A 19,812-nucleotide genomic window follows, 5' to 3' on the forward strand; every position below is an offset into this window, starting at 1 on the left:
GGGCTTCTTCGTGAGCAGGGATCAGTTGGCGGGTTGATTGACGTTCGGGGCGGTCCCGGCCGCCGGCGAGGTCGGTTCGCCCGTGGCGGTGGTGGGCGCATCGGGCGTGGGCGGGCCGGAATTGTCGAAGGCGGCGGCATCCACCGCCTGGGCGCCGGTGTTGGGGTTCTGGGAGGCGAAGCCGCCGTTGGACACGAACCACATCCCCAGCAAGAGGATGGCCGCCGCACCCGCCGAAACGATCAGCAGCACCAGCATGCGTTTGCCGGGTCTGGCGCCTCGCACATACTGGGCATCGACGGGGCGGCCTTCGTGGACAGCGTCGGCGGCTTCGGAATGGGGATCGTGATGGGTCATGAGGCTGCTTTCCGAAGGTGAACGTCCAGGTCAGACAACGCTTAGGCGAGCGTGGCCGTTCCGTGCGGTCGGCCTGTCTCGCAAGCGGCGAAAAAACTTCGCTGAACAGGGGAACGCTTATGGAATGACGTCGTTCTCAATCTGCGGAGGCGGCGACGCCCCCCCGACCGGACCGGCCTCAGCTGGTCCTGCCGCCTCCGCGCCTCATTCTCGATGATGCCACTTCAAGGCGATCCCCCAGGGGTCGCCTTTTTCTTTGCTCTGCCCGCGGCCTGTGCCCATGATGGGTCTGCAAAAGAAACCAACCCGGAGATGACGACCATGGCTCTGACCAACCGCCAGTGGGTGCTGCGCCAGCGGCCGCAGGGTCTGATCAAGGACGGCGACCTGGAACTGGTCGAGAGCCCGGTTCGCGATCTGAAGGACGGCGAGGTCCTGGTCCGCACCGTCTATCTGTCGCTGGACCCGACGAACCGGACCTGGATGAACGACGCCGTCGGCTATCTGCCGCCGGTGGGCCTGGGCGACGTGATGCGCGGCCTGACGCTCGGCGTGATCGAGCAGTCGAGGTCCGAAAAATTCAAGGAAGGCGACATCGTCACCACGGCCATGGGCGGCTGGAGTGACTATGGCGTGGTGCCGGACAGCGGCGTGAGCCGGGTGCATCGCGCCCCGGGCATGCCGCTGACGGCGAACATGTCGGTCCTGGGCATGACGGGTCTGACCGCCTGGGCCGGCGTCACCGACGTGCTGAGGCCCGAGCCGGGACAGGTCATGGTCATCTCGGCGGCAGCCGGGGCGGTTGGCTCGGTCGCCGGCCAGATCGCCAAACAGAAGGGCGCCCATGTCATCGGCATCGCCGGCGGACCCGAGAAATGCCGCTGGCTGACCGAGGAGCTCGGGTTCGATGCCGCCATCGATTACAAGAACGAGGACGTGGGCGAGGCGCTCGACCGGCTGGCCCCGAACGGCGTCGATCTCAACTTCGAAAATGTCGGCGGCGACATCATGGTCGCGGTTTGGAACCGGCTGAACATCCACGCCCGGATGGCCGTTTGCGGCATGGTCTCGGCCTATAACGCCACCAAGCGGCCGCCGTCGCCGGATCTCAGCCGCCTGATTACCCACCGGATGACGATGCGGGGCTTCCTCGTCATGGACTATTCGCCACGCGCCAGGGAGTTCATCGCCGAGGTCGGCCCGTGGCTGGCGTCGGGCAAGGTCCAGTGGAAGGTCCACGTCGACAACGGCCTGGAAGGCGCCGTGACATCCCTCAATCGGCTGTTCACCGGCGACCATGACGGCAAGCTTCTGGTACGCGTCTCCGAAGAACCGGCCTGATCGAACAAGGGGACACCATGAGCGATCCGCTGCATGTTCATTTCGAGGACATCGAGAACGGCCAGGTGCTTCAGCTCGGCGCCTGCGCCGTGGACGAGGCGGCGATCGAGCTGTTCGTCGCGCATTTCGCGCCAGGCTGGGATCCGGCCTATGGCGCGCCGGATGCGCTCGTCTATGCGCTGTGGAGCCGTCTGGCGGCCGACAAGGCCGCCGGATGGGCCCAGTCGAAACTGCTGGCGGTCGACGGCCTTCGCTTCATGCGCAATCCGCCGGCGGGTGAACTGCTGCGCGGTCGGATGACGGTGATGGGCAAGGACCCCGTGGGTGACGACAAGGGCATCGTCATCGCCCAGCACGACCTGCTCGACGAGGGCGGCCGTCTGGTCTTCTCTTGCCTGACCCGGGGCGTATTCGTCAGGCGGTAGCTGAACGTCTCTCCCTCCCCCTTGGGGGAGGGTTGTCGATGCGGAGCATCGACGGGGTGGGAAGGGCCAGGCGGTCCAGACACAGGCTTGTTCGGCCTTGCCTTGCCGCTTCCACCCGATCGCTGCGCGATCTGCCCTCCCCCGAGGGGGAGGGAGAAGGCCGTGTCTCTTAAGCGTTGCCGGCGATCTCGCCGTTGTCGTTCGCGCGCTGGAAGGCCAGGGCGATCAGGCGGTCCCAGCCGAGCAGCGACACCAGGTGGGCGTAGATCTGGCCCAGGGCGCCGTTGTCGCGCAGTTCCGCCAGCTTCTCGGCCGGAAGGAGCTTCAGCTTCTCTTCCGAGACGGCGAAATAGTCGGCCAGCTTCTGGGGTTCACCCGGCTCGCCGCGCTCGTTGCGCGGCGTGAAGACGGCTTCGCGGACGTCGAACAGGTCCAGGTCCGTCAGCAGCTTGATGAAACTGTCGGTGCGCTGGCGCTCCTGCTCGAAGTTGTTGCAGAATTCCATGGCCTGGTTGACGTATTCGGAGGGCTTGCCGTCCTCGAACAGCGGCGCCTGGCCGCCCTCGACGATGAACGGCGCATCGCGGTCGATGCACAGGATCAGGCGCTGGCCCTGCGGGTCGTTGGCGAAGACGAACGGATAGCGGCGGACGTAGGCGGGGATGTAGGCCTCGGGGCGGAACTCGCCCTTGGCGCTGACATAGAGGTTTTCGCTCTGGCGCAGGCCCATGACCGCGACCGGCTGTTTGGAATCGCCGAGGAAGACGACCGGGTAGGACAGGGCAGCCGGGGCGAACTCGGTCACCGTCAGCGGCACGACGTGCGAAGCGGCGACGAAGGCGTAGGGCTTGTCGATGGGGTTGACGCCCAGCTTGCCGTGCAGGTCGCTCGAGAGCGGCTCGGGCTTGGCGTAGAACAGGACGTTGCCGTCGAGGCCGGAGTCGTTGGAGGCTGTGGTGTCGGTCATGGACTCGAGAGCTCTGGGAATGACGGAAAGGCGGGCCTTCTAGCGGAACCGGCCCGCCGCCGCAAACCGGTGCGCCTGTCGCGCTTAAAAGCGATAGGTGACGCCGACCCGCAGGTTCCGTCCGGGCTGGGGCGCGATGTCCTTCAGGAAGGAGGCGTGTTCGCGCGCCTCCTCGTTCGTCAGGTTGTGCGCCTCGGCGAAGACGGTGACGTTGCGGTCTGCGAACGGTCGGATTGAGCCGGACAGATTGACCATGGTGTAGCTGTCGGTCGGCAGTTCGAACGCGGCGGTCTTGTCCTGTTCGCCGACGTGGCGGACCTCAAGCTGGGTGTCCCATCGGGCGTCGGTCCAGATCAGGCGGCCGGTGACCGAGTATGGCGGAATGCGCGCGGCCGGACCCAGGTCGGTATCGGCCTTCACATAGTCGGCCGAGCCGCCGAGCTTCAGGCTGCGTTCGCCCGATTCCCACAGCGCATAGTCGCCCTCGATCTCGAAACCGGTGAAGGTCGCGTCGGTCTGGACATAGGCGAAGATCGGGAAGGGCTGGCCGTCGAAGTCGAAAGCGGCGCCGGTCGGGCGCTGGTCGATGAAGCCGTCGTATTTCGCCCGATAGACGTGCAGATCGCCGTCCAGCGGGCCGCGCGACAGGTGGACCGTCCCCTCGAGGGTCAGGACCTTCTCGGAATTGAGCGTCGGATCGCCGAGCTCATAGGCCGCCGTGGCGACGTGGACGCCGTCGGAGAACAGTTCGACCTCGCTCGGTGCTCGCTCGCTTGACGACAGGCTGAGGCCGAGGAACAGGCCCTGGGCCGGCTTGACGAAGACGGAGCCCGAGGCGGACCAGTTATCGAACTGGCGATTGATCTTCGACGTCCCGCCGATCGGGGTGGCGGACAGCTCGCGGCGGTCGTAGCGGACGCCGCCCTCGAAGCCGTAGGCGCCGAGATCCAGCCTCTGGACGGTGTAGAGGCCGGTTTCCTGAATCGAGGTTGCGGGGACGAAGGCCTCGTCGCCGATGGCGTCGAATTCGCGGTCCAGCACCTGGGCCCCGACCACGCCCTGCCAGCCGTCGCGCTGGCGCTGGATCAGTTCGGCCCGGCCCTCATAGCCCGAGGACTGGAAGACGGTTCCCACCTTGGGGCCCTCGAACTCGGTGTGCGCGTAGTCGGCATAGCCGGCCGAGAGGTTGAACGACTGGAACCAGGCGGTATCCAGCTCCCGCTCGGCGCGGAAGTCGTAGCGCGTCTGTTCCAGGTCGATCGAGACATCGGGCTCGGCCACGGTGCCGTAGTTGGACCGGGTGTTCTTGATCGAGACGCCGACGAAGCCGCGGTCGTCGACATATGAAACGCCGGCGCCGACCTGTTCGATCTTGGCGAAGGAGTTGACCACGGTACCGGCGTCATCGCGGGCCACGCTCTCTGCATCCGCAAGCCGCTGTGAGATGGCCGAGCCGGGGATGTCGTAGTCACCGCTGTCGCGCCGGAAGCCGTCGACCGTGAACACGAACGGGCCCGCGTTGGCCGCCAGGCGTGCGCCCAGGCCATAGCCGTCGTCGACGCTGGAATACTGGGTCGAGACATGGCCGTCGACGCCGCCCTCGACCGCATGGGTCGGGATGCGTTCATCGAGGATGTTGACCACTCCGCCGATGGCCGAACCGCCGAAAGTCAGGGTCGAGGGGCCGCGCACGACCTCGATCCGGCTGGCCTCGGCGGGATCCACGGCGACCTGGTGGTCCGGCGAGACGGCCGAGGCGTCGATCATGCCGAGGCCGTTGGTCAGGACCTGGACCCGGGGACCGGACAGGCCGCGAATGACGGGGCGGCTGGCGCCCGGCGCGAAGCTGGACGAGCGCACGCCCGGCAGGCCCGCGACCAGGTCCCCCAGGGTCTGGACCGGGGCGACAGCCAGGGCCTGTTCGTCCAGCACGTCGACGGCGATCAAGCTGGCGTTGTCGCTGACGCCGAAGGGACGTCCCGTGACGATGACGTCCTCGACCGCATCGGCCTGTTGCGCGGGTGGGGCGGTCTGGGCGGAGGCGGCGCCGGCCAGGGCGCTCGAGGCGACGGCCACGAGAAGGGCGGAACGGGACAGGTAAGCAGAACGCATGGCAATCTCTCGGGAGGAAGAGGTTGAAGTGTTATGAGATAACATCACGGGTAGTCAAGCCGCGATGGTTGCGATGGGGCGTCGCGCGGCTTAGCTCTGGGCCATGGGTTCCCACTGCGATCACGCGCACGACGAAACCGGCCTCGACGCCGGAGAAATTGGCCGCGCCCTGGCCTCTGCCGAGACGCGCTGCGTGCAGCAGGGCGAGCGGATGACTGCGCCGCGCCGCCGCGTGCTGGAGTTGCTGCTGCAGGCCGGCGAGGCGGTGAAGGCCTATGACCTGATCGCCCGCTACGGCCTGGACGGCGTCGCCGCCAAGCCGCCGACCGTTTATCGCGCGCTGGAGTTTCTCGAGAAGACGGGGCTGGCCCACCGAATCGCCTCCATCAGCGCCTATGTGGCCTGTTCGGTGGGCGATCGGGCCCACGCCGCCGCCTTTTTGATCTGCGACTGTTGCGGCGCGACCGAGGAGGTCACCCCGCCGGAAGGCGAAGCCCTGCAACAGGCCGCGACCGCCGCCGGCTATGCGCTGGAGCGGACCACGATCGAGGGCCACGGCCGCTGTCCCGCCTGCCGTGTAGCGGCATGACCGGGAAGCCGCGTCGCCGCATAGGCGGATAGATGCTGGCGTCGGGGTCTCCGGCTCCCTAGGTTTCCGACATGGACGCTGCCCGGCTCTCCCCGCCCCGCCGCATGACCGTGCCCATCGCCAATCGATGGGGCGACGGAGACATGTCGGTCCTCGACTTCGGCGACCCGAGGCGGCCGGTCGATCTGATCTTCTGCCACGCGAACGGGTTCAACGCCGCGACCTATCGCTCGATTCTGGCGCCGCTGACGTCGTCCCTGCGCATCCTCGCGCCCGATCTGAGGGGGCATGGGGCAACCACCCTGCCGCTCCCGACCGGCCGGAAGGGCTGGCAGGATCACCGCGACGACCTCGTGTCACTGCTCGACAGCCTGGACGGACCGCCGGTGGTCATGGCCGGCCATTCCATGGGCGCGACCAGCGCCATCCTCGCCACTGCCGAACGGCCCGGGAAGGTCTCCCAGATCGTCGCCCTCGATCCGGTCGTCTGGAAGCGCTGGATGGTGGCGGCGCTGCAACTGCCGCTGCTGAACCGTCTGCCCGGCCATATCCCGCTGGTGAAGGGCGCGCTCAGACGTCGTGCGCGGTTCGACAGCCGGGAACAGGCTCTGGCGGCCTACCGCGGCCGTGGCGCCTTCAAGGGTTGGTCCGACATCATGGTGATCGACTATCTCGGCGCCGGCCTGACCGAGGACGGCGACGGATTCGTCCTGACCTGTCCCCCGGCGTGGGAGGCCTCGAACTATTGCGCCCAGGGGCACGATCCCTGGAAGGCGATGCGCGACTGCGGCCGGCCGATCCGCATCCTGAAGGCGGAGATCCACTCGACCTGCGCGGTCGAGGCCGCGCCGCGCGGCCTGCCGCTGGTCTCGGTCGAGACGGTGGCCGGCGGCACGCATTTCTTCCCGATGCTGCGCCCCGATATCGCCCGCGACGCCCTGTTCGACGCCGCTGTCTAGATCATTTGCCGGTCTTGGCGGCGTAGTCGGCGCGGTCGCGCTCCGTCGCCGCGGCCCGGGCGACACGCTCGGCAGCCAGCCGGTCCTCGATCGCCAGCAGTTGGCGGTTCTGCTCGTTCGAAGCCTCGGCGCGCGTCACGCCGGCCGGCCGGCCGGTGATGTCGGGCAGGTAGATCGGCTGGACGCACTCGCGCCCCTCCTCATACCACCAGCGGCCGCTCTGCGCGCAGGCGTCGGCGGGTGCGACATAGAAGCGCTGGAAGGCGAAGGCTCCGGCGACGCAGACGGCGAACAGTCCGAAGAACAGGATCGACAGGCGTCGCATGGTCAGGAAGCGGTTCATCGAAATCTCATTCCCGGCGACGCTTCAAGTTCACGTCGCGTTACGTTGACAGGCTCCTTCGCCCGTTCCATTCCCTGCCGCAACATTCCGGCGATCCTATGGACAGTCAAACATGAAGGTTCTCGTCCCCGTCAAACGGGTGATCGACTATAACGTCAAGGCTCGCGTCAAGGCGGACCAGACCGGCGTCGATCTCGCCAACGTCAAGATGAGCATGAATCCCTTCGACGAGATCGCTGTCGAAGAGGCGGTTCGTCTGAAAGAGGGCAAGGAGCACCACGCCGCCGGCACGGTGACCGAGATCGTCGTCGTCTCGATCGGCGTGACCCAGGCACAGGAAACCATCCGCACCGCCCTGGCCATGGGCGCCGATCGCGGCATCCTGATCCAGTCCGACGCCGACCTCGAGCCCCTGGCCGTCGCCAAGCTGCTGGCCGCCGTTGTGGCCGAAGAGAAGCCGGACCTGGTCCTGATGGGCAAGCAGTCCATCGACGGCGACAACAATGCGGTCGGCCAGATGCTGGCCGCCCTGCTCGACTGGCCCCAGGCCACGTTCGCGGCGAAGATCGACATCGCCGGCGGCGCGGCCAGGGTCACGCGCGAAGTTGACGGCGGCAACCAGACCCTGTCGGCGACCCTGCCGGCCGTGATCACGGTGGACCTGCGTCTCAACACACCGCGCTACGCCTCCCTGCCCAACATCATGAAGGCCAAGAAAAAGGAGATCGCGATGAAGGCGGTCGCCGACTACGGTGTCGATACGGCCAACCGTTTGACGGTGGTCAAGGTGACGGCCCCGCCGACCCGCTCGGCCGGGATCAAGGTCGCCGATGCGGCTGAACTGGTGTCCAAACTCAAGACTGCGGGAGCCCTGTAGATGGCCGTCCTCGTCATCGCCGACCACGACGGTTCGGCCGTCCGTGACAGCACGAACAAGACCGTGACCGCGGCTCTCGCCCTGTCCTCCGACGTGGACATTCTGGTCGTCGGCTCGGGCGCCAAGGCAGCCGCCGATGCCGCCGCCAGGATCACCGGCGTGCGCAAGGTGCTGCTGGCCGAGAGCGGCGAGCTGGGCCACCAGCTGGCCGAGGCCGTGACCGCCACGGTCGTGGCCCTTGCCGCCGGCTACGACGCGTTCCTGTCTCCCGCCTCGATGGACGGCAAGAATTTCATGCCGCGGATTGCGGCCAAGCTGGACGTCGCCCCGATCTCCGAGATCGTCGAGGTCGTCGCCGCAGACACCTTCGTGCGGCCGATCTATGCCGGCAACGCCCTGGAGACGATCCAGTCGTCGGACGCGAAAAAGGTCATCACCGTGCGTCCGACCGCCTTCGTCCCTGCGGCGGACGGCGGCTCGGCCCCGGTCGAGACCGTGGCTGGTTCGGACGCCGGCAAGGCGGCCTTCGTCGGCGAGGAGATGGTCAAGTCGGACCGTCCCGAACTGGGCGCCGCCAAGATCGTCGTCTCCGGCGGTCGCGCCCTGGGCTCGGCCGAGGAGTTCCATGCCGTCATGGATCCCCTGGCCGACAAACTGGGCGCCGCCGTCGGCGCGTCTCGCGCAGCTGTGGACGCCGGCTACGCCCCCAACGACTACCAGGTCGGCCAGACCGGCAAGGTCGTCGCTCCGGGCCTCTACATCGCTATCGGCATCTCAGGCGCTATCCAGCACCTGGCGGGGATGAAGGACTCCAAGATCATCGTCGCCATCAACAAGGACGCCGACGCCCCGATCTTCCAGGTCGCGGATTTCGGCATCGTCGGCGACTACAAGACGGTCGTGCCGGAGCTGATGGCCGCTCTGGGCTAAGGCTTTCTGAGGCTTCGAACGGGGGCGCGGCGCCGAGAGGCCCGCGCCCTTTTTCATGCCCGGAGATCAGACATCTTGACTCATTTCGATGATTAGCTAATTGTCGCATTATGAGCAGTGTCTTCAGGGCCCTTTCCGATCCGACCCGCCGGCGGGTGCTTCAGTTCCTGCGTCAGGGGCCGATGAGCGCCGGCGAACTCAGCGCCCGGTTCGAGGTCTCCAAACCGACCATGTCGGCGCATTTCGCGGTGCTGAAAGAGGCTGATCTGGTCCACGCCGAGAAGGTCGGAAAGTCCGTCATCTATCACCTGAAGCTCTCGGTGCTCGAAGAGGCCCTGCTGGGCTTCGTCCATTCATTCGGCCTCGGCGCGGATGCGCCGACGCCTTCAGAGGAGCCGGCGAAATGAACAAGGACCTGATCAACAGCCTCGCCTGGGGCGGCGGCATTCTCGTGCTGGCGCTGGCTGCAAGCCTCGCCCGCAAGCTCGGCTACATCGACCAGGAGACGACGATCCGGATCGTTCTGGGCGCCACCGGCCTGATGATCGCCTCGTTCGGCAATCGCATACCCAAGACCTTCGCCCCCAGCTACTGCGCCCGAAAGGCCCAGCGCGTCACCGCCTGGTCCATGGTGCTCAGCGGCCTCGTCTACGCTGGAGCGTTCGTCTTCGCGCCGACCATCATGACGGCGGTCGTGGTCGGATGCGGCGCGGTGATCCTCGGGATGGCGGTGACCTTCATCTACTGCCTGTCGCTGCGGAACCGGGCGAAGGCGGCCTGATCGGGATGATGCCATGGCCCGGATCGCCATCAAACTGACCCCCGGCGCGGCCTCTGATCGCATCGACGGCTGGGACGTCGACCCCGAAGGGCGGCCGGTCCTCAAGGTCCGCGTGCGCGCCCGACCGGTCGAAGGCGGGGCCAACGCCGCCCTGATCCTGCTGCTCGCGAAATCTCTGGGCGTGGCCCGTTCGGCAGTGTCCCTGGCGCGCGGCGGACAGTCCCGGCTGAAGATGATCGAGGTCGAAGGCCTTGATGATGCGGAGCTTCGCGACCGCCTTACAGGAATGTAATGTTTCCGCCTTTGACGGACGGCTTGGGACGCTCTTGTAATCCGCCCCGTTCCGCGCCGTCGGCGCGAAGGGGAGCGTTTAATGATCCGTCACGCCTTGCGGGGCTCCAGCCTCGCCGTAATCGCCTGCGCTCTGGCGCTATCGGCCTGCGCCACAACGGACACTGACGCCCCGCCCGCGGCCGACGGATCGAGCAGCGGCGGCGCCTCCACGGATCGCACCATGGCGCGCGGTCTGGACGCCTCGACCAACCTCGATCCCTATCCCTCGACCTACCAGCCGCTGCCGCGTGACAACGTCGCCATCGTCGGCGGCACGGTCCTGACCGGCACGGACCAGCGCATCGAGAACGGCGTCGTCCTGATGTCGGACGGCAAGGTCGAGGCCGTGGGTCCGGCCTCGATGCCTGTCCCCGCCGGCTACCGCGTCGTCGACGCACGCGGTCGCTTCGTGACCCCGGGGGTCATCGACGTCCACTCCCACCTCGGCGTCTATCCCTCGCCCGGCGTGAGCGGCATGAGCGACGGCAACGAGGCGACCAGCCCCAACACGGCCCAGGTCTGGGCCGAACATTCGATCTGGCCCCAGGACCCCGGGTTCAACACCGCCCGCGCCGGCGGAGTCACCACCCTCCAGATCCTGCCTGGCTCGGCCAACCTGTTCGGCGGCCGCTCGGTGACGGTGCGCAACATTCCGTCGATCAGCATGCAGGGGATGAAGTTCCCCGGCGCTCCCTATGGCGTGAAGATGGCCTGCGGCGAGAACCCGTCGCGCGTCTACGGCGGCCGCAACCAGTCGCCGGCCACCGGCATGGGCAATGTCGCCGGCTATCGCGCCGCCTTCATCGCCGCCCGCGAATACAAGGCCAAATGGGACAAGTGGCGCGAGGACGGCGAGGGCTCGCCCCCGACCCGCAACCTGCAGAACGACACTCTGGCCGGGGTGCTGGACGGGTCTATCCTGGTCCAGAACCACTGCTACCGCGCCGACGAGATGATGGTGATGCTCGATATCGCCAATGAGTTCGGCTATCGCGTCACGGCCTTCCACCACGCTGTCGAGGCCTACAAGATCGCGCCGCAACTGGCCGCCGCCGGCGTCTGCGCCGACATGTGGACCGGCTGGTGGGGCTTCAAGATGGAGGCGCTCGACGCGGTTGAGGAGAATGCCGCCCTGGTCGATGCCGCCGAGGGCGGTTGCGCCGTCATCCATTCCGACGACGCCCAGCTGACTCAGCGCCTGAACCAGGAAGCCGCCGCCGCGCTCGCCGCGGGTCGCCGCGCCGGTCTGAACATCAGTGAGGAACACGCGATCGGCTGGATCACCTCCAACGCCGCCCGCTCGATCGGCATCGGCGACGAGACCGGAGCGCTGACGCCGGGCCTGCGCGGCGACGTTGTGATCTGGAGCGCCAATCCGTTCTCGGTCTACGCTCGCGCCGACCAGGTCTTCATTGACGGCGCTCTCACGTTCGACCGCTTCGACCCGCGCTATCAGCCTGTCTCGGACTTCGAGCTGGGCCAGCCCGGCTTCGGCATCGCAGCCGCCAACATCGTTCCGGGAGCCCGCTGATGCGCCGTTTCGCCCTCATCTCCCTGACCGCTCTGGCGCTGTCGGCCATGCCCGCACTGGCGCAAGTGACCGCCATCACCGGGGGGCGCGTCCTCACGGGTACGTCGGTGATCGAGAACGGCACGGTCGTCATCTCCGGCGGCCGTATCGTCTCGGTCGGGACCGGGGCCGCTCCGGCCGGAGCCCGCGTCATCGACGCGCGTGGCAAGGTGGTCACCCCCGGTTTCGTCGCCGTCGATTCCGGCCTCGGCCTGACCGAGATTTCATCCGTCCAGGGGTCGGAGGATCAGTCCAACGGCGCCAACACCATCTCGGCCTCGTTCGACGTCAGCTACGGCCTCGACCCCTGGTCGATCGCCATTCCGGTCGCGCGTCTGGGCGGCATCACCCGCACCATCGTTGTCCCCAACCATCCGGGCGGCTCGGGCGGTCACCAGCATCAGGATGACTCGGATTTCGCCGGCGCCGGTTCGGGCGGGTTCCAGACGCCGGGCCTGTTCGCAGGCACGGCCTCGGTGATCCACCTGGCGGCCGGGACCGACATCCTGGTCCAGCCTCGCGTGGCCATGGTTGCTCCGTTCGGCGAGGCCGGAGCGGGTGTCGCCGGCGGCGCGCGCGGCGCCGAATTCACCCTGTTCAAGGAAACCCTGGCTGAGGTCCGCCTCTATGCCCGCAACAAGGCCGCCTATGACCGCGCGGCCCTGCGCGACCTGTCGATCTCTCGCGCCGATCTCGAGGCTCTGATCCCGGTCGCCAACGGGACCCTGCCGCTGATCGTCACCGTCCACCGGGCGGCCGACATCCAGCAGGTCCTGCGTCTCGGCCGCGAGGAAGGGGTCAAGCTGATCCTGGACGGCGCCGAGGAAGGCTGGCTGGTCGCCGCCGACATAGCCGCCGCCGACGTGCCGGTGCTGCTCAACCCCATCTCCAACCTGCCGGGCGATCTCGAGACCCGGGCGGCGCGGATGGAGAATGCCGCGGCCCTGAACGCCGCCGGGGTCGTCATCGCCATCAAGGGCAACGAGGGCTCGGTCCACAGGGCGCGCGAGGCCCGCTACAACGCCGGGAACGCCGTCTCCCACGGACTGCCGTTCGAGGCGGCCATCGCGGCCCTGACGGTCAATCCGGCGCGTATCTTCGGCATGGCGGGCCAGTTCGGCGAGCTGCGCGCGGGCGCAGCGGCCGATGTGGTCGTCTGGTCCGGCGATCCGCTGGAGCCTCTGTCGTCGGTGACGGCGGAGTTCATCAACGGCCAGGAACAGTCCCTGACCAGCCGCCAGATCCTCCTGCGCGACCGCTATCTCAACGGCGGGCGTCAGGCCGGAGGGATGCCGGTCGCCTACGGGCGGTAAATCGAGGCCTTCTCCCTCCCCCTCGGGGGGAGGGTGGCTGAGCCCAGCGAAGCCGGGTGGGGGCGGCAAGGCGAAACAGGGACGGGGTCTGTGTCTGGATCACCTCGCCGCTCCCACCCCGTCGCTTCGCGACGCCCCTCCCCCGCAGGGGGAGGGAGAGGTATAGGGAGCGAATGTCCGCCGCCCCCCGCCTCTTCATCGACGCCGACGCCTGTCCGGTAAAGGACGAGGTCTATCGCGTGGCGGCCCGCTACGGCCTGCAGGTGTTTGTGGTCTCGAACAGCTGGATCAACACGCCACGCGAAACGTGGATCGAACAGATTGTCGTCGATGCCGGTCCCGACATCGCCGACGACTGGATCGCCGAACGCGCTGGACCGGGCGATATCGTCATCACCGCCGACATCCCGCTGGCCGACCGCTGCCTGAAATCCGGGGCACAGGCGCTGAAATCGAACGGCCATCCCTTCACGCCGGACTCGATCGGCTCGGCCCTCGCAGGGCGGATGGTGGGCGAGCATCTGCGGTCGATGGGGGTCGCCACCTCCGGCCCGCCGCCGTTCGGGCCCAGGGACCGTTCGGCCTTTCTTCAGGCGCTGGACCGCGCAGTGATCATGGCGAAGCGGGCGCCGCGATGACCACCATCCCCGAGAGCGAGCTGGAGTTTCACTTCTACCGTGCTGGCGGACCGGGCGGGCAAAACGTCAACAAGGTCTCGACCGCCGTGCAGATGCGGTTCGACGCCAGGAACTCGCCCTCGCTGAGGGAGCCCGTGCGCGAGCGGCTGATGAAACTGGCCGGCAGCCGGTTGACCCTGGAGGGCGTGATCCTGATCACCGCCGTTCGTCACCGGACCCAGGAGCGCAACCGCGCCGACGCCATCGAACGGCTTCAGGACCTGGTCGAAAAGGCCTCGGTGGCCCCGACCTACCGCGTCCCGACCCGGCCGACGCGGGCGTCGAAGGAACGCCGCCTCCAGGCCAAGTCGGGCCGCGCCACGATCAAGAGCGGACGCGGCAAGCCGGCGCTGGATTAGCGCGGACCGCGATCCATCATCTGCTGCAGCGGCGTGCGCGGCAGGGTCGCCAGGGTCAGGGCGCCGTCCTGATCGGTGTCCAGGGCGATGAACCAGCGGTCCGTCGCCTGCGCCCACTCCTGGGCCGTCACGGTCTGGTTGATGTCGAGGTCGGCGGCCTTGACCGGTTGCGGATAGTTGAAGAACCCGGCCGCGGCGATCGGTCCGTAGGCCAGCGGGCCGGTCGGCGCGCGCTGGCGGGGGGCGCTGCGGCTGCCCTGTTGCTGGGCGGGTTCGGCCAGGCCCAGGGCCATGCCGCCGCTGAAGCCTTGCAGACGGCGCCCGGGCTCACGGGGCCCGCCCGCCATGCCCGGCAGACGGGCGCGGGCCTCAGCCAGATCCGCTTCGTAGGCCGCGATCTCGTCGGGGGTCAGCCGGTCGTCGCGGCGCACGTCCAGTGCGCGGAACTGGCGGATCCCGTCGGCGGTGAATTCTTCCTGCGTCACCCGGCCGTCGCTGTCGGCATCGGCGCCCGAGAACCAGCCGGCGACCGGCCAGGGCTCGCCCGGTTCGGCGAAGAACAGCTCGCCGAAGGGACTGACGAACAGGCCGGGACCCGGTCCCTGCGCACCGCCGGGGCCCCCCATCGGGCCACCCGGGCCGGACGCGCAGCCGCCGGGGACGAGACCCAGGACGGCCACGCCGAGGACGATGGGGGCGAGACGCTTCATGGAGGGTTCCCGAAAGGAGGGGCGGAGGGGATCAGGCGTCGGGCGACGGCGGGTCGGACGATTCAGGCGGCGCCGGGCGGAACAGCAGGGCGGCGATCAGCCCGCCCTCTTCCAGCCCGATCAGCCACTGGGTCGCGGCATTGTCGAAGGTGACCAGATACTGGGCCACGCCATCGTCGACGCCGGACGGCTCGATCGTCTGCAGGTCGCCGAAGCCCTGGACCAGGGGCGAGAAGGTGGTCATCTGGCTGTTCAGGCGACGCCCGAGGTCCGGCGTGAACATCGCCTCCTGGATGTCGCCGGCCTTGAGCTGTTCGATGACGGCGCGCAGCGCGGCCTCGGCCATCTGGGCATCCGAGACCTGACCGCCCGGGGCGGCGGGCGCGCGCACGGCGGGCGCGGCCGGAGCGGTCGGGTTGTCGAAGGTGTTGGGCAGGGTGGCAGCGGCGCCTCCGCGGGGGGCCAGCTGCGCCGGGGGCGTCGCCTGGGCGAGCACGGGCCCGGCCAGGGCGGCCAGGGCGAGGACGAGAAGGGGGATCTTGATCGAGACGGTCATGCGGACTCCGACTGTGTCATCCCACAATCCGGGGCCAAAGCGACACAATGAGGGCGGCGGCCGAGAGGCCGGTCGCGACGACGACGCAGACGGCCAGCCAGGTCGGGGTCTTCACCCGCTCGACGATGACCGTCTGGCTGGTGGGCGGCTCCTGCACCAGTCGCGACAGGGCCCGGGCGCCCGAGAGGATCTCGCGCAGGCCGTCCCGCACCTGGGCCCTGGGACCGAGCTCGCGGGTGATCCAGCGCTCCACCACCGGCTGGGCCGCGGCCCACAGATCATGGTCCGGGTTCAGGCGTCGCGCCACACCCTCGACCGAGACCATGGTCTTCTGCAGCAGGATCAGTTCGGGCCGCAGATGCATGTCGAACAGGGCGGTGATCTCGAACAGCTGGCCCAGCAACCGGCCCATCGAGACCTGGGACGCGGCACGGCCTATTACCGGCTCTCCAACGGCGCGCAAGGCCTGGGCGAAGGCCTCGACCGAATGGTGCGGCGGCACGTAGCCGGCCTCGAAATGGACCCGGGCGATGCGCGGGTAGTCGCGCGTCAGGAAGCCCCACAGGATCTCGGCGAGGTAGCGCCGCTCGCCGGGGTTCAGCCGGCCGATGATGCCGAAATCGACGGCGCTCAGCTCGGCCGGGGCCGAGGCGAACAGATTTCCCTCGTGCAGGTCGGCGTGGAAGGTCCCGTAGTCCAGCGCCTGGACCAGGAAGGCGCGGACGACATTGTCGGCAAGGGCGTTGATGTCCATGCCCGGCTGTTCGATCGCGGCCGGGTCGGTCATTGGCAGGCCCACGGCCCACTCCAGGGTCAGCACCCGCTTGCCGACCCCGTCCCAGACCACCTTGGGCGCGGTCATATGGGCGCCGTCGGCCCGGGCCTTCTCCATGATGTCGTGTAATTCGGAGGCCGCCGCCGCCTCCAGCCGCATGTCGAGCTCCAGATACATCGACCGGGCCACAGTCTCGACGAAGGCTTCGGGCTCCAGTCGCCGCGCCGCAGGGACCAGCCTGTGCACCAGTCCGGCCGCCAGACGCATGGCGTCCAGCCCCTTGACCACGCGACGTTCCACGCCGGGGCGCAGCACCTTGACCGCCACCTTGCGCCCATCGGCCAGCCAGGCGGGGTGTGCCTGGGCCAGGGAGGCCGCCCCGATCGGATCGCCGAAATCGATGAACAGGCTCTCGACCGGCCGACCGAGGGAGCGCTCGATCTCGCGGCGCGCCTCGTCGGTCGGGAAGGGCGGCAGCTTGTCCTTCAGCCGGCCCAGGTCGCGCGCAAACTCGATGCCGAAGATGTCGGCCCGCGTGGCCATGACCTGACCGAGCTTGATCGCCACCGGCCCCAGGGTTTCGAACGCCCGACCCAGACGCTGGCCCGGCCGTCCGTCGCGACCCTCGCGCCCGGCGAACAGGTGGATGAACCCCGCGAGAACCCTGACCCAGGCGGGCAGCAGGCCGGTGATCTCGCGCGGGAGCAGGGCGTCGTGCCTGGCCAGGGCGGCGCCCCAGCGGATCAGCCGCCAGGTCGCGCGGACGGGATCGCGCACGGCCACGGTCGGCGGGGCGGCGGGCGCGACCCGATATGCGGCCGGAAAGCTCAGACCGCCCACCCGAAGTGGATCGCGGCGACGCCGCCCGACAGGTTGGTCACGGCGACGCGGGAGAACCCGGCTTGCTCGATCATGGCCTTGAAGGTCGACTGGTCGGGGAAGCGGCGGATGCTCTCGACCAGATACTGGTAGCTGTCGCGATCCTTGGCCACCCAGCCGCCGATGCGCGGAATGGCGTGGAAGGACCAGGCGTCATAGGCCTTGCGCACCGCCTCGGCCGTGGGCCGCGAGAACTCCAGGCACAGGAACCGCCCGCCGGGCTTCAACACCCGCCGCGCCTCCTTCAGGGCCACGGCGATGTCCGACACATTGCGGATGCCGAAACTGATCGAATAGGCGTCGACCGAGGCGTCGGGGATCGGCAGGGCCATGGCGTCGCCGACGGTCCAGATCATCTCCGGCTCGCCGCCCTTTTCGACGCCGGCCAGGATCATCTCGGCATTGTAGTCGAGCACGATGACGGAGGCATCCTCGCCGCCGCGCCGCTCCTGCGCCCGCCGCGCCATCTTCGAATAGCGCCGCGCCATGTCGCCGGTGCCGCCCGCGACGTCCAGGATGGTCTCGCCCGGTCGGGGGTTCAGCCTGGCGGCGGCCGCGTCCTTCCACAGCCGGTGCACGCCCCCGCTCATAAGGTCGTTCATCAGGTCGTAGCTGGAGGCCACGCTGTCGAACACGCCCCGCACCATCCGCACCTTCTCGCGGGCGTCCACATCGCGGAAACCGAAGGAGGAGGTGCCGCCTGACGAGTGCGGGCCCCGAGGCTGAGAGGAATCTGGAGAAGCGCTCATCTTTGCGGTCTAGCGCGCTGTGAAGCCTGCGTCACCGGGCCTCGCCGTCGCGGGCCATCGACTCAGGCGTGCGGCGCCCTGGGCCGCGGCACGCCGAGATCCTTCATCACCCCGCGCATGGCGCCGTAACAGCCGCAGGCGGCCTCCTCGAGCGCCTTGCGGTCCAGCACCTCGACCCAGCCCCGGCCGCGCCGGATCAGGTGTTTGCCCTCGAGCTCGGCCCCGACTTCGGAAACGGTCGCGCGACGAACACCCAGCATGACGGCGATGTCCGCTTGGGTCAGGTGGAACCGGTTTGACTGGGCGCGGTCGTGCAGGGTCAGCTGCCAGCGGGCCAGCCGCTCGTCCAGCCGGTGCTGTGCGTTGCAGGCGGCAGTCTGCTGCACCTGGGCGAACAGGCTTTCGGTGAATTTGGACAGGGCGGTGCGCATGCCGGGGCTCTCTGCCAGGGCATCGGAGAAGATGTCTGCGGAGCAGCAGGCGGCGGAGCCCTCGATCTGGGCGATGGCGCGGCTCGAGGCGCGGGCGTTCATCGGGCCGCAGGTCACGCCGATCAGGCCTTCTCGACCGATGGCGGCGGTCTCGACCATCCTGTCCTCGGGCAGGACGGTCATCAGGGAGACGACCCCGTTCAGCGGGAACCAGACCTGGTCCACAGCCTCGCCCGCGTCGTACAGCATCTGCCCCTGGGTGAAAGCCCGTTCGGCCAGGTGCGGCTCCAGCCGTTTGCGGTCGGCGTCGTCCAGCGAGGCGATCCAGAGATTGTCCACGATGTAGCTCCGTTCCGTAAGGCGACGCTTCCCAACGCCTCAGCGTCTTCGTCTGTTCCAGTGCCGGCCGGCCGGCTGACGTAGCGGCGCCTTGCGGGGGCGCGGCGCTGCCGCTACCCCCGACGATCAGGAGACATTCATGGCCAGACCGACCCTCGATCCCGCAGCCGCCATCCAGGGCCTGACCGGCTGGTCCGTCCACGACGGCGACCGCCCCGCGATCGAGCGGACGCTGAAGTTCGCCGACTTCAACACCGCCTTTGCTTTCATGATGCGCGTGGCCTTGAAGGCCGAGACCATGGACCATCATCCGGAATGGTCGAACGTCTACAACCGGGTCACGGTGCTGCTGACGACCCACGACGCCGGCGGCGTCACCGAACTCGACACGACGATGGCGCGCTTCATCGACGCCGCCGCGAAATCCCTGGGAGGGGAATGACAATGAGCACGGCAGGACGCGTCGCGGGCAAGGCCGCACTGATCACGGGCGGGGCCCAGGGACTGGGCGAGGCCATCGCCTGGATGCTGGCGCGCGAAGGGTCGAAGGTCGCGATCACCGACATCAACGGCGCGGGCGCGAAAGACCTGGCCAAACGGATCAACGCCGAGATCCCGGGCGCCGCCTTCGCCTATGCCCACGACGTGGCCTCGGAAGCCCATTGGATCGATGTCGTCGCACGGGCCGCGGCCGACATGGGCAGCCTGTCGGTCCTGGTGAACAACGCCGGCGTTGGCGACGTCCTGCTCTTCTGCGAGCAGGACACGGCCGAAAACTGGCAGCGCCAGTACGAGATCAACCTGCGCTCGGTCATGTTCGGCTGCAAACACGCCATGCCGCATCTGCGGGCGTCTGGCTCGGCCTCCATTGTCAACATCTCGTCGATCGCAGGCCTGGCCGCAGGGCCGGGCATGGGCGCCTACAACGCCACCAAGGCGGGCGTCTGGATGTACACCAAGACCGTCGCCCTTGAGGCCGCGAAGATGGAGTGGAACGTCCGCGTCAACTCGGTCCACCCGGTCTTCATCAAGACCGGCATCCTCGATCCCTTCATCGCCATGGCCGGCGGTGACGAGGCCAAGGCTCACGAACGGCTGGCGCGCGGCATCCCGCTCAAGCGGATCGGCGAACCGAACGACGTGGCCTATTGCGTCCTCTACCTCGCCTCCGACGAAGCCAAATTCGTCACCGGCGCCGAGTTCAAGATCGACGGCGGCATGACGGCTCAATAGCCGTTCCGCCTCACCCTTTCGCGTTTCCAATCGCTGACGCTCCTGGACGCTCAAGCCCTCTCCCGCCGGGAGAGGGAAAGCGCACCACACCCGTCAACGGATCGTCCGATTTCCTCAATCGGATCAACGCCCGGCCACGATTTAGAGCTTTATCCCAGGCGCCCCTGAAAACCGTGAGACACTGTCTCCCGGTCTTTGACATCGCCA

At 68.3% G+C, this 19,812-nt stretch carries 24 protein-coding genes; 15 read left to right on the plus strand and 9 right to left on the minus strand.

Annotation, left to right across the window (positions count from 1 at the left end):
- Positions 1-21: 21 nt before the first annotated feature.
- Entirely contained in the window at positions 22-357 is a 336-nt protein-coding gene (locus ACP7AZ_RS08245; RefSeq protein ID WP_426037890.1) for a hypothetical protein, read from the minus strand.
- Positions 358-678: 321 nt separating this feature from the next.
- On the opposite strand from ACP7AZ_RS08245, the gene ACP7AZ_RS08250 reads away from it, so the two are divergent.
- Together ACP7AZ_RS08250 and ACP7AZ_RS08255 are read left to right on the plus strand one after the other, a co-directional pair.
- The gene (locus ACP7AZ_RS08250; RefSeq protein ID WP_426037892.1) at positions 679-1,698 is read left to right on the plus strand and encodes an NADP-dependent oxidoreductase; all 1,020 of its coding nucleotides are present in this window, start codon (positions 679-681) and stop codon (positions 1,696-1,698) included.
- A gap of 17 nt (positions 1,699-1,715) precedes the next feature.
- Positions 1,716-2,123 carry a MaoC family dehydratase gene (locus ACP7AZ_RS08255; RefSeq protein ID WP_303696676.1) on the plus strand — a complete coding sequence of 136 codons (408 nt, stop codon included), beginning with the start codon at positions 1,716-1,718 and terminating at the stop codon, positions 2,121-2,123.
- 169 nt (positions 2,124-2,292) lie between these two features.
- On the opposite strand, the gene ACP7AZ_RS08260 is transcribed toward ACP7AZ_RS08255, so the two are convergent.
- A complete protein-coding gene (locus ACP7AZ_RS08260) occupies positions 2,293-3,090 on the minus strand; it encodes a SapC family protein (RefSeq protein WP_426037894.1) in 798 nt (265 codons plus the stop codon).
- 84 nt (positions 3,091-3,174) lie between these two features.
- Positions 3,175-5,202: a TonB-dependent receptor gene (locus ACP7AZ_RS08265; protein WP_426037896.1), complete on the minus strand. Its 2,028-nt coding sequence runs from the start codon at positions 5,200-5,202 to the stop codon at positions 3,175-3,177.
- Between the two features lie 103 nt (positions 5,203-5,305).
- On the opposite strand from ACP7AZ_RS08265, the gene ACP7AZ_RS08270 reads away from it, so the two are divergent.
- Together ACP7AZ_RS08270 and ACP7AZ_RS08275 are read left to right on the plus strand one after the other, a co-directional pair.
- Positions 5,306-5,791: a transcriptional repressor gene (locus ACP7AZ_RS08270; RefSeq protein ID WP_426037898.1), complete on the plus strand. Its 486-nt coding sequence runs from the start codon at positions 5,306-5,308 to the stop codon at positions 5,789-5,791.
- Positions 5,792-5,862: 71 nt separating this feature from the next.
- Positions 5,863-6,750, plus strand: coding sequence for an alpha/beta fold hydrolase (locus ACP7AZ_RS08275; protein ID WP_426037900.1), 888 nt, complete (start codon positions 5,863-5,865; stop codon positions 6,748-6,750).
- Position 6,751: 1 nt separating this feature from the next.
- Here ACP7AZ_RS08275 and ACP7AZ_RS08280 read toward each other — a convergent pair whose 3' ends face one another.
- The gene (locus ACP7AZ_RS08280; protein ID WP_426037902.1) at positions 6,752-7,093 is read right to left on the minus strand and encodes a hypothetical protein; all 342 of its coding nucleotides are present in this window, start codon (positions 7,091-7,093) and stop codon (positions 6,752-6,754) included.
- Positions 7,094-7,205: 112 nt separating this feature from the next.
- Between ACP7AZ_RS08280 and ACP7AZ_RS08285 the strand changes: the two genes are divergently transcribed.
- The 9 genes from ACP7AZ_RS08285 (at position 7,206) to arfB (ending at position 13,933) form a co-directional block, all read left to right on the plus strand.
- A complete protein-coding gene (locus ACP7AZ_RS08285) occupies positions 7,206-7,970 on the plus strand; it encodes an electron transfer flavoprotein subunit beta/FixA family protein (RefSeq protein ID WP_426037904.1) in 765 nt (254 codons plus the stop codon).
- A complete protein-coding gene (locus ACP7AZ_RS08290; RefSeq protein ID WP_426037906.1) occupies positions 7,971-8,900 on the plus strand; it encodes an electron transfer flavoprotein subunit alpha/FixB family protein in 930 nt (309 codons plus the stop codon).
- 110 nt (positions 8,901-9,010) lie between these two features.
- On the plus strand, positions 9,011-9,307 hold the full coding sequence (locus ACP7AZ_RS08295; protein WP_426037908.1) for an autorepressor SdpR family transcription factor: 297 nt from the start codon (positions 9,011-9,013) through the stop codon (positions 9,305-9,307).
- Positions 9,304-9,681, plus strand: a complete 378-nt coding sequence (locus ACP7AZ_RS08300; protein ID WP_426037910.1) for an ammonium transporter — start codon at positions 9,304-9,306, stop codon at positions 9,679-9,681. Before ACP7AZ_RS08295 ends, ACP7AZ_RS08300 begins: the two co-directional genes overlap by 4 nt.
- Before the next feature lie 13 nt (positions 9,682-9,694).
- Positions 9,695-9,973, plus strand: coding sequence for a DUF167 family protein (locus ACP7AZ_RS08305; protein WP_426037913.1), 279 nt, complete (start codon positions 9,695-9,697; stop codon positions 9,971-9,973).
- Between the two features lie 81 nt (positions 9,974-10,054).
- On the plus strand, positions 10,055-11,545 hold the full coding sequence (locus ACP7AZ_RS08310) for an amidohydrolase (RefSeq protein ID WP_426037915.1): 1,491 nt from the start codon (positions 10,055-10,057) through the stop codon (positions 11,543-11,545).
- Positions 11,545-12,897 carry an amidohydrolase family protein gene (locus tag ACP7AZ_RS08315; RefSeq protein ID WP_426037917.1) on the plus strand — a complete coding sequence of 451 codons (1,353 nt, stop codon included), beginning with the start codon at positions 11,545-11,547 and terminating at the stop codon, positions 12,895-12,897. The genes ACP7AZ_RS08310 and ACP7AZ_RS08315 overlap by 1 nt, the downstream gene beginning before the upstream one ends.
- A 173-nt stretch (positions 12,898-13,070) precedes the next feature.
- On the plus strand, positions 13,071-13,535 hold the full coding sequence (locus ACP7AZ_RS08320) for a YaiI/YqxD family protein (protein WP_426037919.1): 465 nt from the start codon (positions 13,071-13,073) through the stop codon (positions 13,533-13,535).
- The gene (arfB, locus tag ACP7AZ_RS08325) at positions 13,532-13,933 is read left to right on the plus strand and encodes an alternative ribosome rescue aminoacyl-tRNA hydrolase ArfB (RefSeq protein ID WP_426037921.1); all 402 of its coding nucleotides are present in this window, start codon (positions 13,532-13,534) and stop codon (positions 13,931-13,933) included. Before ACP7AZ_RS08320 ends, arfB begins: the two co-directional genes overlap by 4 nt.
- Here arfB and ACP7AZ_RS08330 read toward each other — a convergent pair.
- The 5 genes from ACP7AZ_RS08330 to ACP7AZ_RS08350 form a co-directional block, all read right to left on the minus strand.
- Positions 13,930-14,643 (minus strand): hypothetical protein, encoded by a 714-nt coding sequence (locus ACP7AZ_RS08330; protein ID WP_426037923.1) that lies wholly within the window; start codon positions 14,641-14,643, stop codon positions 13,930-13,932. The genes arfB and ACP7AZ_RS08330 overlap by 4 nt on opposite strands.
- Before the next feature lie 31 nt (positions 14,644-14,674).
- The gene (locus ACP7AZ_RS08335) at positions 14,675-15,199 is read right to left on the minus strand and encodes a hypothetical protein (RefSeq protein WP_426037925.1); all 525 of its coding nucleotides are present in this window, start codon (positions 15,197-15,199) and stop codon (positions 14,675-14,677) included.
- 16 nt (positions 15,200-15,215) lie between these two features.
- Positions 15,216-16,757, minus strand: a complete 1,542-nt coding sequence (gene ubiB, locus ACP7AZ_RS08340) for a 2-polyprenylphenol 6-hydroxylase (RefSeq protein WP_426038469.1) — start codon at positions 16,755-16,757, stop codon at positions 15,216-15,218.
- 44 nt (positions 16,758-16,801) lie between these two features.
- Positions 16,802-17,602, minus strand: coding sequence for a class I SAM-dependent methyltransferase (locus ACP7AZ_RS08345; RefSeq protein ID WP_426037927.1), 801 nt, complete (start codon positions 17,600-17,602; stop codon positions 16,802-16,804).
- Between the two features lie 62 nt (positions 17,603-17,664).
- Positions 17,665-18,372 carry a Crp/Fnr family transcriptional regulator gene (locus ACP7AZ_RS08350; RefSeq protein WP_426037929.1) on the minus strand — a complete coding sequence of 236 codons (708 nt, stop codon included), beginning with the start codon at positions 18,370-18,372 and terminating at the stop codon, positions 17,665-17,667.
- Positions 18,373-18,511: 139 nt separating this feature from the next.
- On the opposite strand from ACP7AZ_RS08350, the gene ACP7AZ_RS08355 reads away from it, so the two are divergent.
- Both ACP7AZ_RS08355 and ACP7AZ_RS08360 read left to right on the plus strand, forming a co-directional pair.
- Entirely contained in the window at positions 18,512-18,814 is a 303-nt protein-coding gene (locus tag ACP7AZ_RS08355; protein ID WP_426037931.1) for a 4a-hydroxytetrahydrobiopterin dehydratase, read from the plus strand.
- Entirely contained in the window at positions 18,811-19,605 is a 795-nt protein-coding gene (locus ACP7AZ_RS08360) for an SDR family oxidoreductase (RefSeq protein WP_426037933.1), read from the plus strand. The genes ACP7AZ_RS08355 and ACP7AZ_RS08360 overlap by 4 nt, the downstream gene beginning before the upstream one ends.
- Positions 19,606-19,812: the final 207 nt, after the last annotated feature.

The organism is Brevundimonas sp. DC300-4 (assembly GCF_049897365.1).
Taxonomy (GTDB): Bacteria; Pseudomonadota; Alphaproteobacteria; order Caulobacterales; family Caulobacteraceae; genus Brevundimonas.

Coding starts and splice junctions, on each gene's coding strand:
- ACP7AZ_RS08245 (WP_426037890.1), bottom strand. CDS start 357: ATGACCCATCACGATCCCCATTCCGAAGCCGCCGACGCTGTCCACGAA.
- ACP7AZ_RS08250 (WP_426037892.1), top strand. CDS start 679: ATGGCTCTGACCAACCGCCAGTGGGTGCTGCGCCAGCGGCCGCAGGGT.
- ACP7AZ_RS08255 (WP_303696676.1), top strand. CDS start 1,716: ATGAGCGATCCGCTGCATGTTCATTTCGAGGACATCGAGAACGGCCAG.
- ACP7AZ_RS08260 (WP_426037894.1), bottom strand. CDS start 3,090: ATGACCGACACCACAGCCTCCAACGACTCCGGCCTCGACGGCAACGTC.
- ACP7AZ_RS08265 (WP_426037896.1), bottom strand. CDS start 5,202: ATGCGTTCTGCTTACCTGTCCCGTTCCGCCCTTCTCGTGGCCGTCGCC.
- ACP7AZ_RS08270 (WP_426037898.1), top strand. CDS start 5,306: ATGGGTTCCCACTGCGATCACGCGCACGACGAAACCGGCCTCGACGCC.
- ACP7AZ_RS08275 (WP_426037900.1), top strand. CDS start 5,863: ATGGACGCTGCCCGGCTCTCCCCGCCCCGCCGCATGACCGTGCCCATC.
- ACP7AZ_RS08280 (WP_426037902.1), bottom strand. CDS start 7,093: ATGAACCGCTTCCTGACCATGCGACGCCTGTCGATCCTGTTCTTCGGA.
- ACP7AZ_RS08285 (WP_426037904.1), top strand. CDS start 7,206: ATGAAGGTTCTCGTCCCCGTCAAACGGGTGATCGACTATAACGTCAAG.
- ACP7AZ_RS08290 (WP_426037906.1), top strand. CDS start 7,971: ATGGCCGTCCTCGTCATCGCCGACCACGACGGTTCGGCCGTCCGTGAC.
- ACP7AZ_RS08295 (WP_426037908.1), top strand. CDS start 9,011: ATGAGCAGTGTCTTCAGGGCCCTTTCCGATCCGACCCGCCGGCGGGTG.
- ACP7AZ_RS08300 (WP_426037910.1), top strand. CDS start 9,304: ATGAACAAGGACCTGATCAACAGCCTCGCCTGGGGCGGCGGCATTCTC.
- ACP7AZ_RS08305 (WP_426037913.1), top strand. CDS start 9,695: ATGGCCCGGATCGCCATCAAACTGACCCCCGGCGCGGCCTCTGATCGC.
- ACP7AZ_RS08310 (WP_426037915.1), top strand. CDS start 10,055: ATGATCCGTCACGCCTTGCGGGGCTCCAGCCTCGCCGTAATCGCCTGC.
- ACP7AZ_RS08315 (WP_426037917.1), top strand. CDS start 11,545: ATGCGCCGTTTCGCCCTCATCTCCCTGACCGCTCTGGCGCTGTCGGCC.
- ACP7AZ_RS08320 (WP_426037919.1), top strand. CDS start 13,071: ATGTCCGCCGCCCCCCGCCTCTTCATCGACGCCGACGCCTGTCCGGTA.
- arfB (WP_426037921.1), top strand. CDS start 13,532: ATGACCACCATCCCCGAGAGCGAGCTGGAGTTTCACTTCTACCGTGCT.
- ACP7AZ_RS08330 (WP_426037923.1), bottom strand. CDS start 14,643: ATGAAGCGTCTCGCCCCCATCGTCCTCGGCGTGGCCGTCCTGGGTCTC.
- ACP7AZ_RS08335 (WP_426037925.1), bottom strand. CDS start 15,199: ATGACCGTCTCGATCAAGATCCCCCTTCTCGTCCTCGCCCTGGCCGCC.
- ACP7AZ_RS08345 (WP_426037927.1), bottom strand. CDS start 17,602: ATGAGCGCTTCTCCAGATTCCTCTCAGCCTCGGGGCCCGCACTCGTCA.
- ACP7AZ_RS08355 (WP_426037931.1), top strand. CDS start 18,512: ATGGCCAGACCGACCCTCGATCCCGCAGCCGCCATCCAGGGCCTGACC.
- ACP7AZ_RS08360 (WP_426037933.1), top strand. CDS start 18,811: ATGACAATGAGCACGGCAGGACGCGTCGCGGGCAAGGCCGCACTGATC.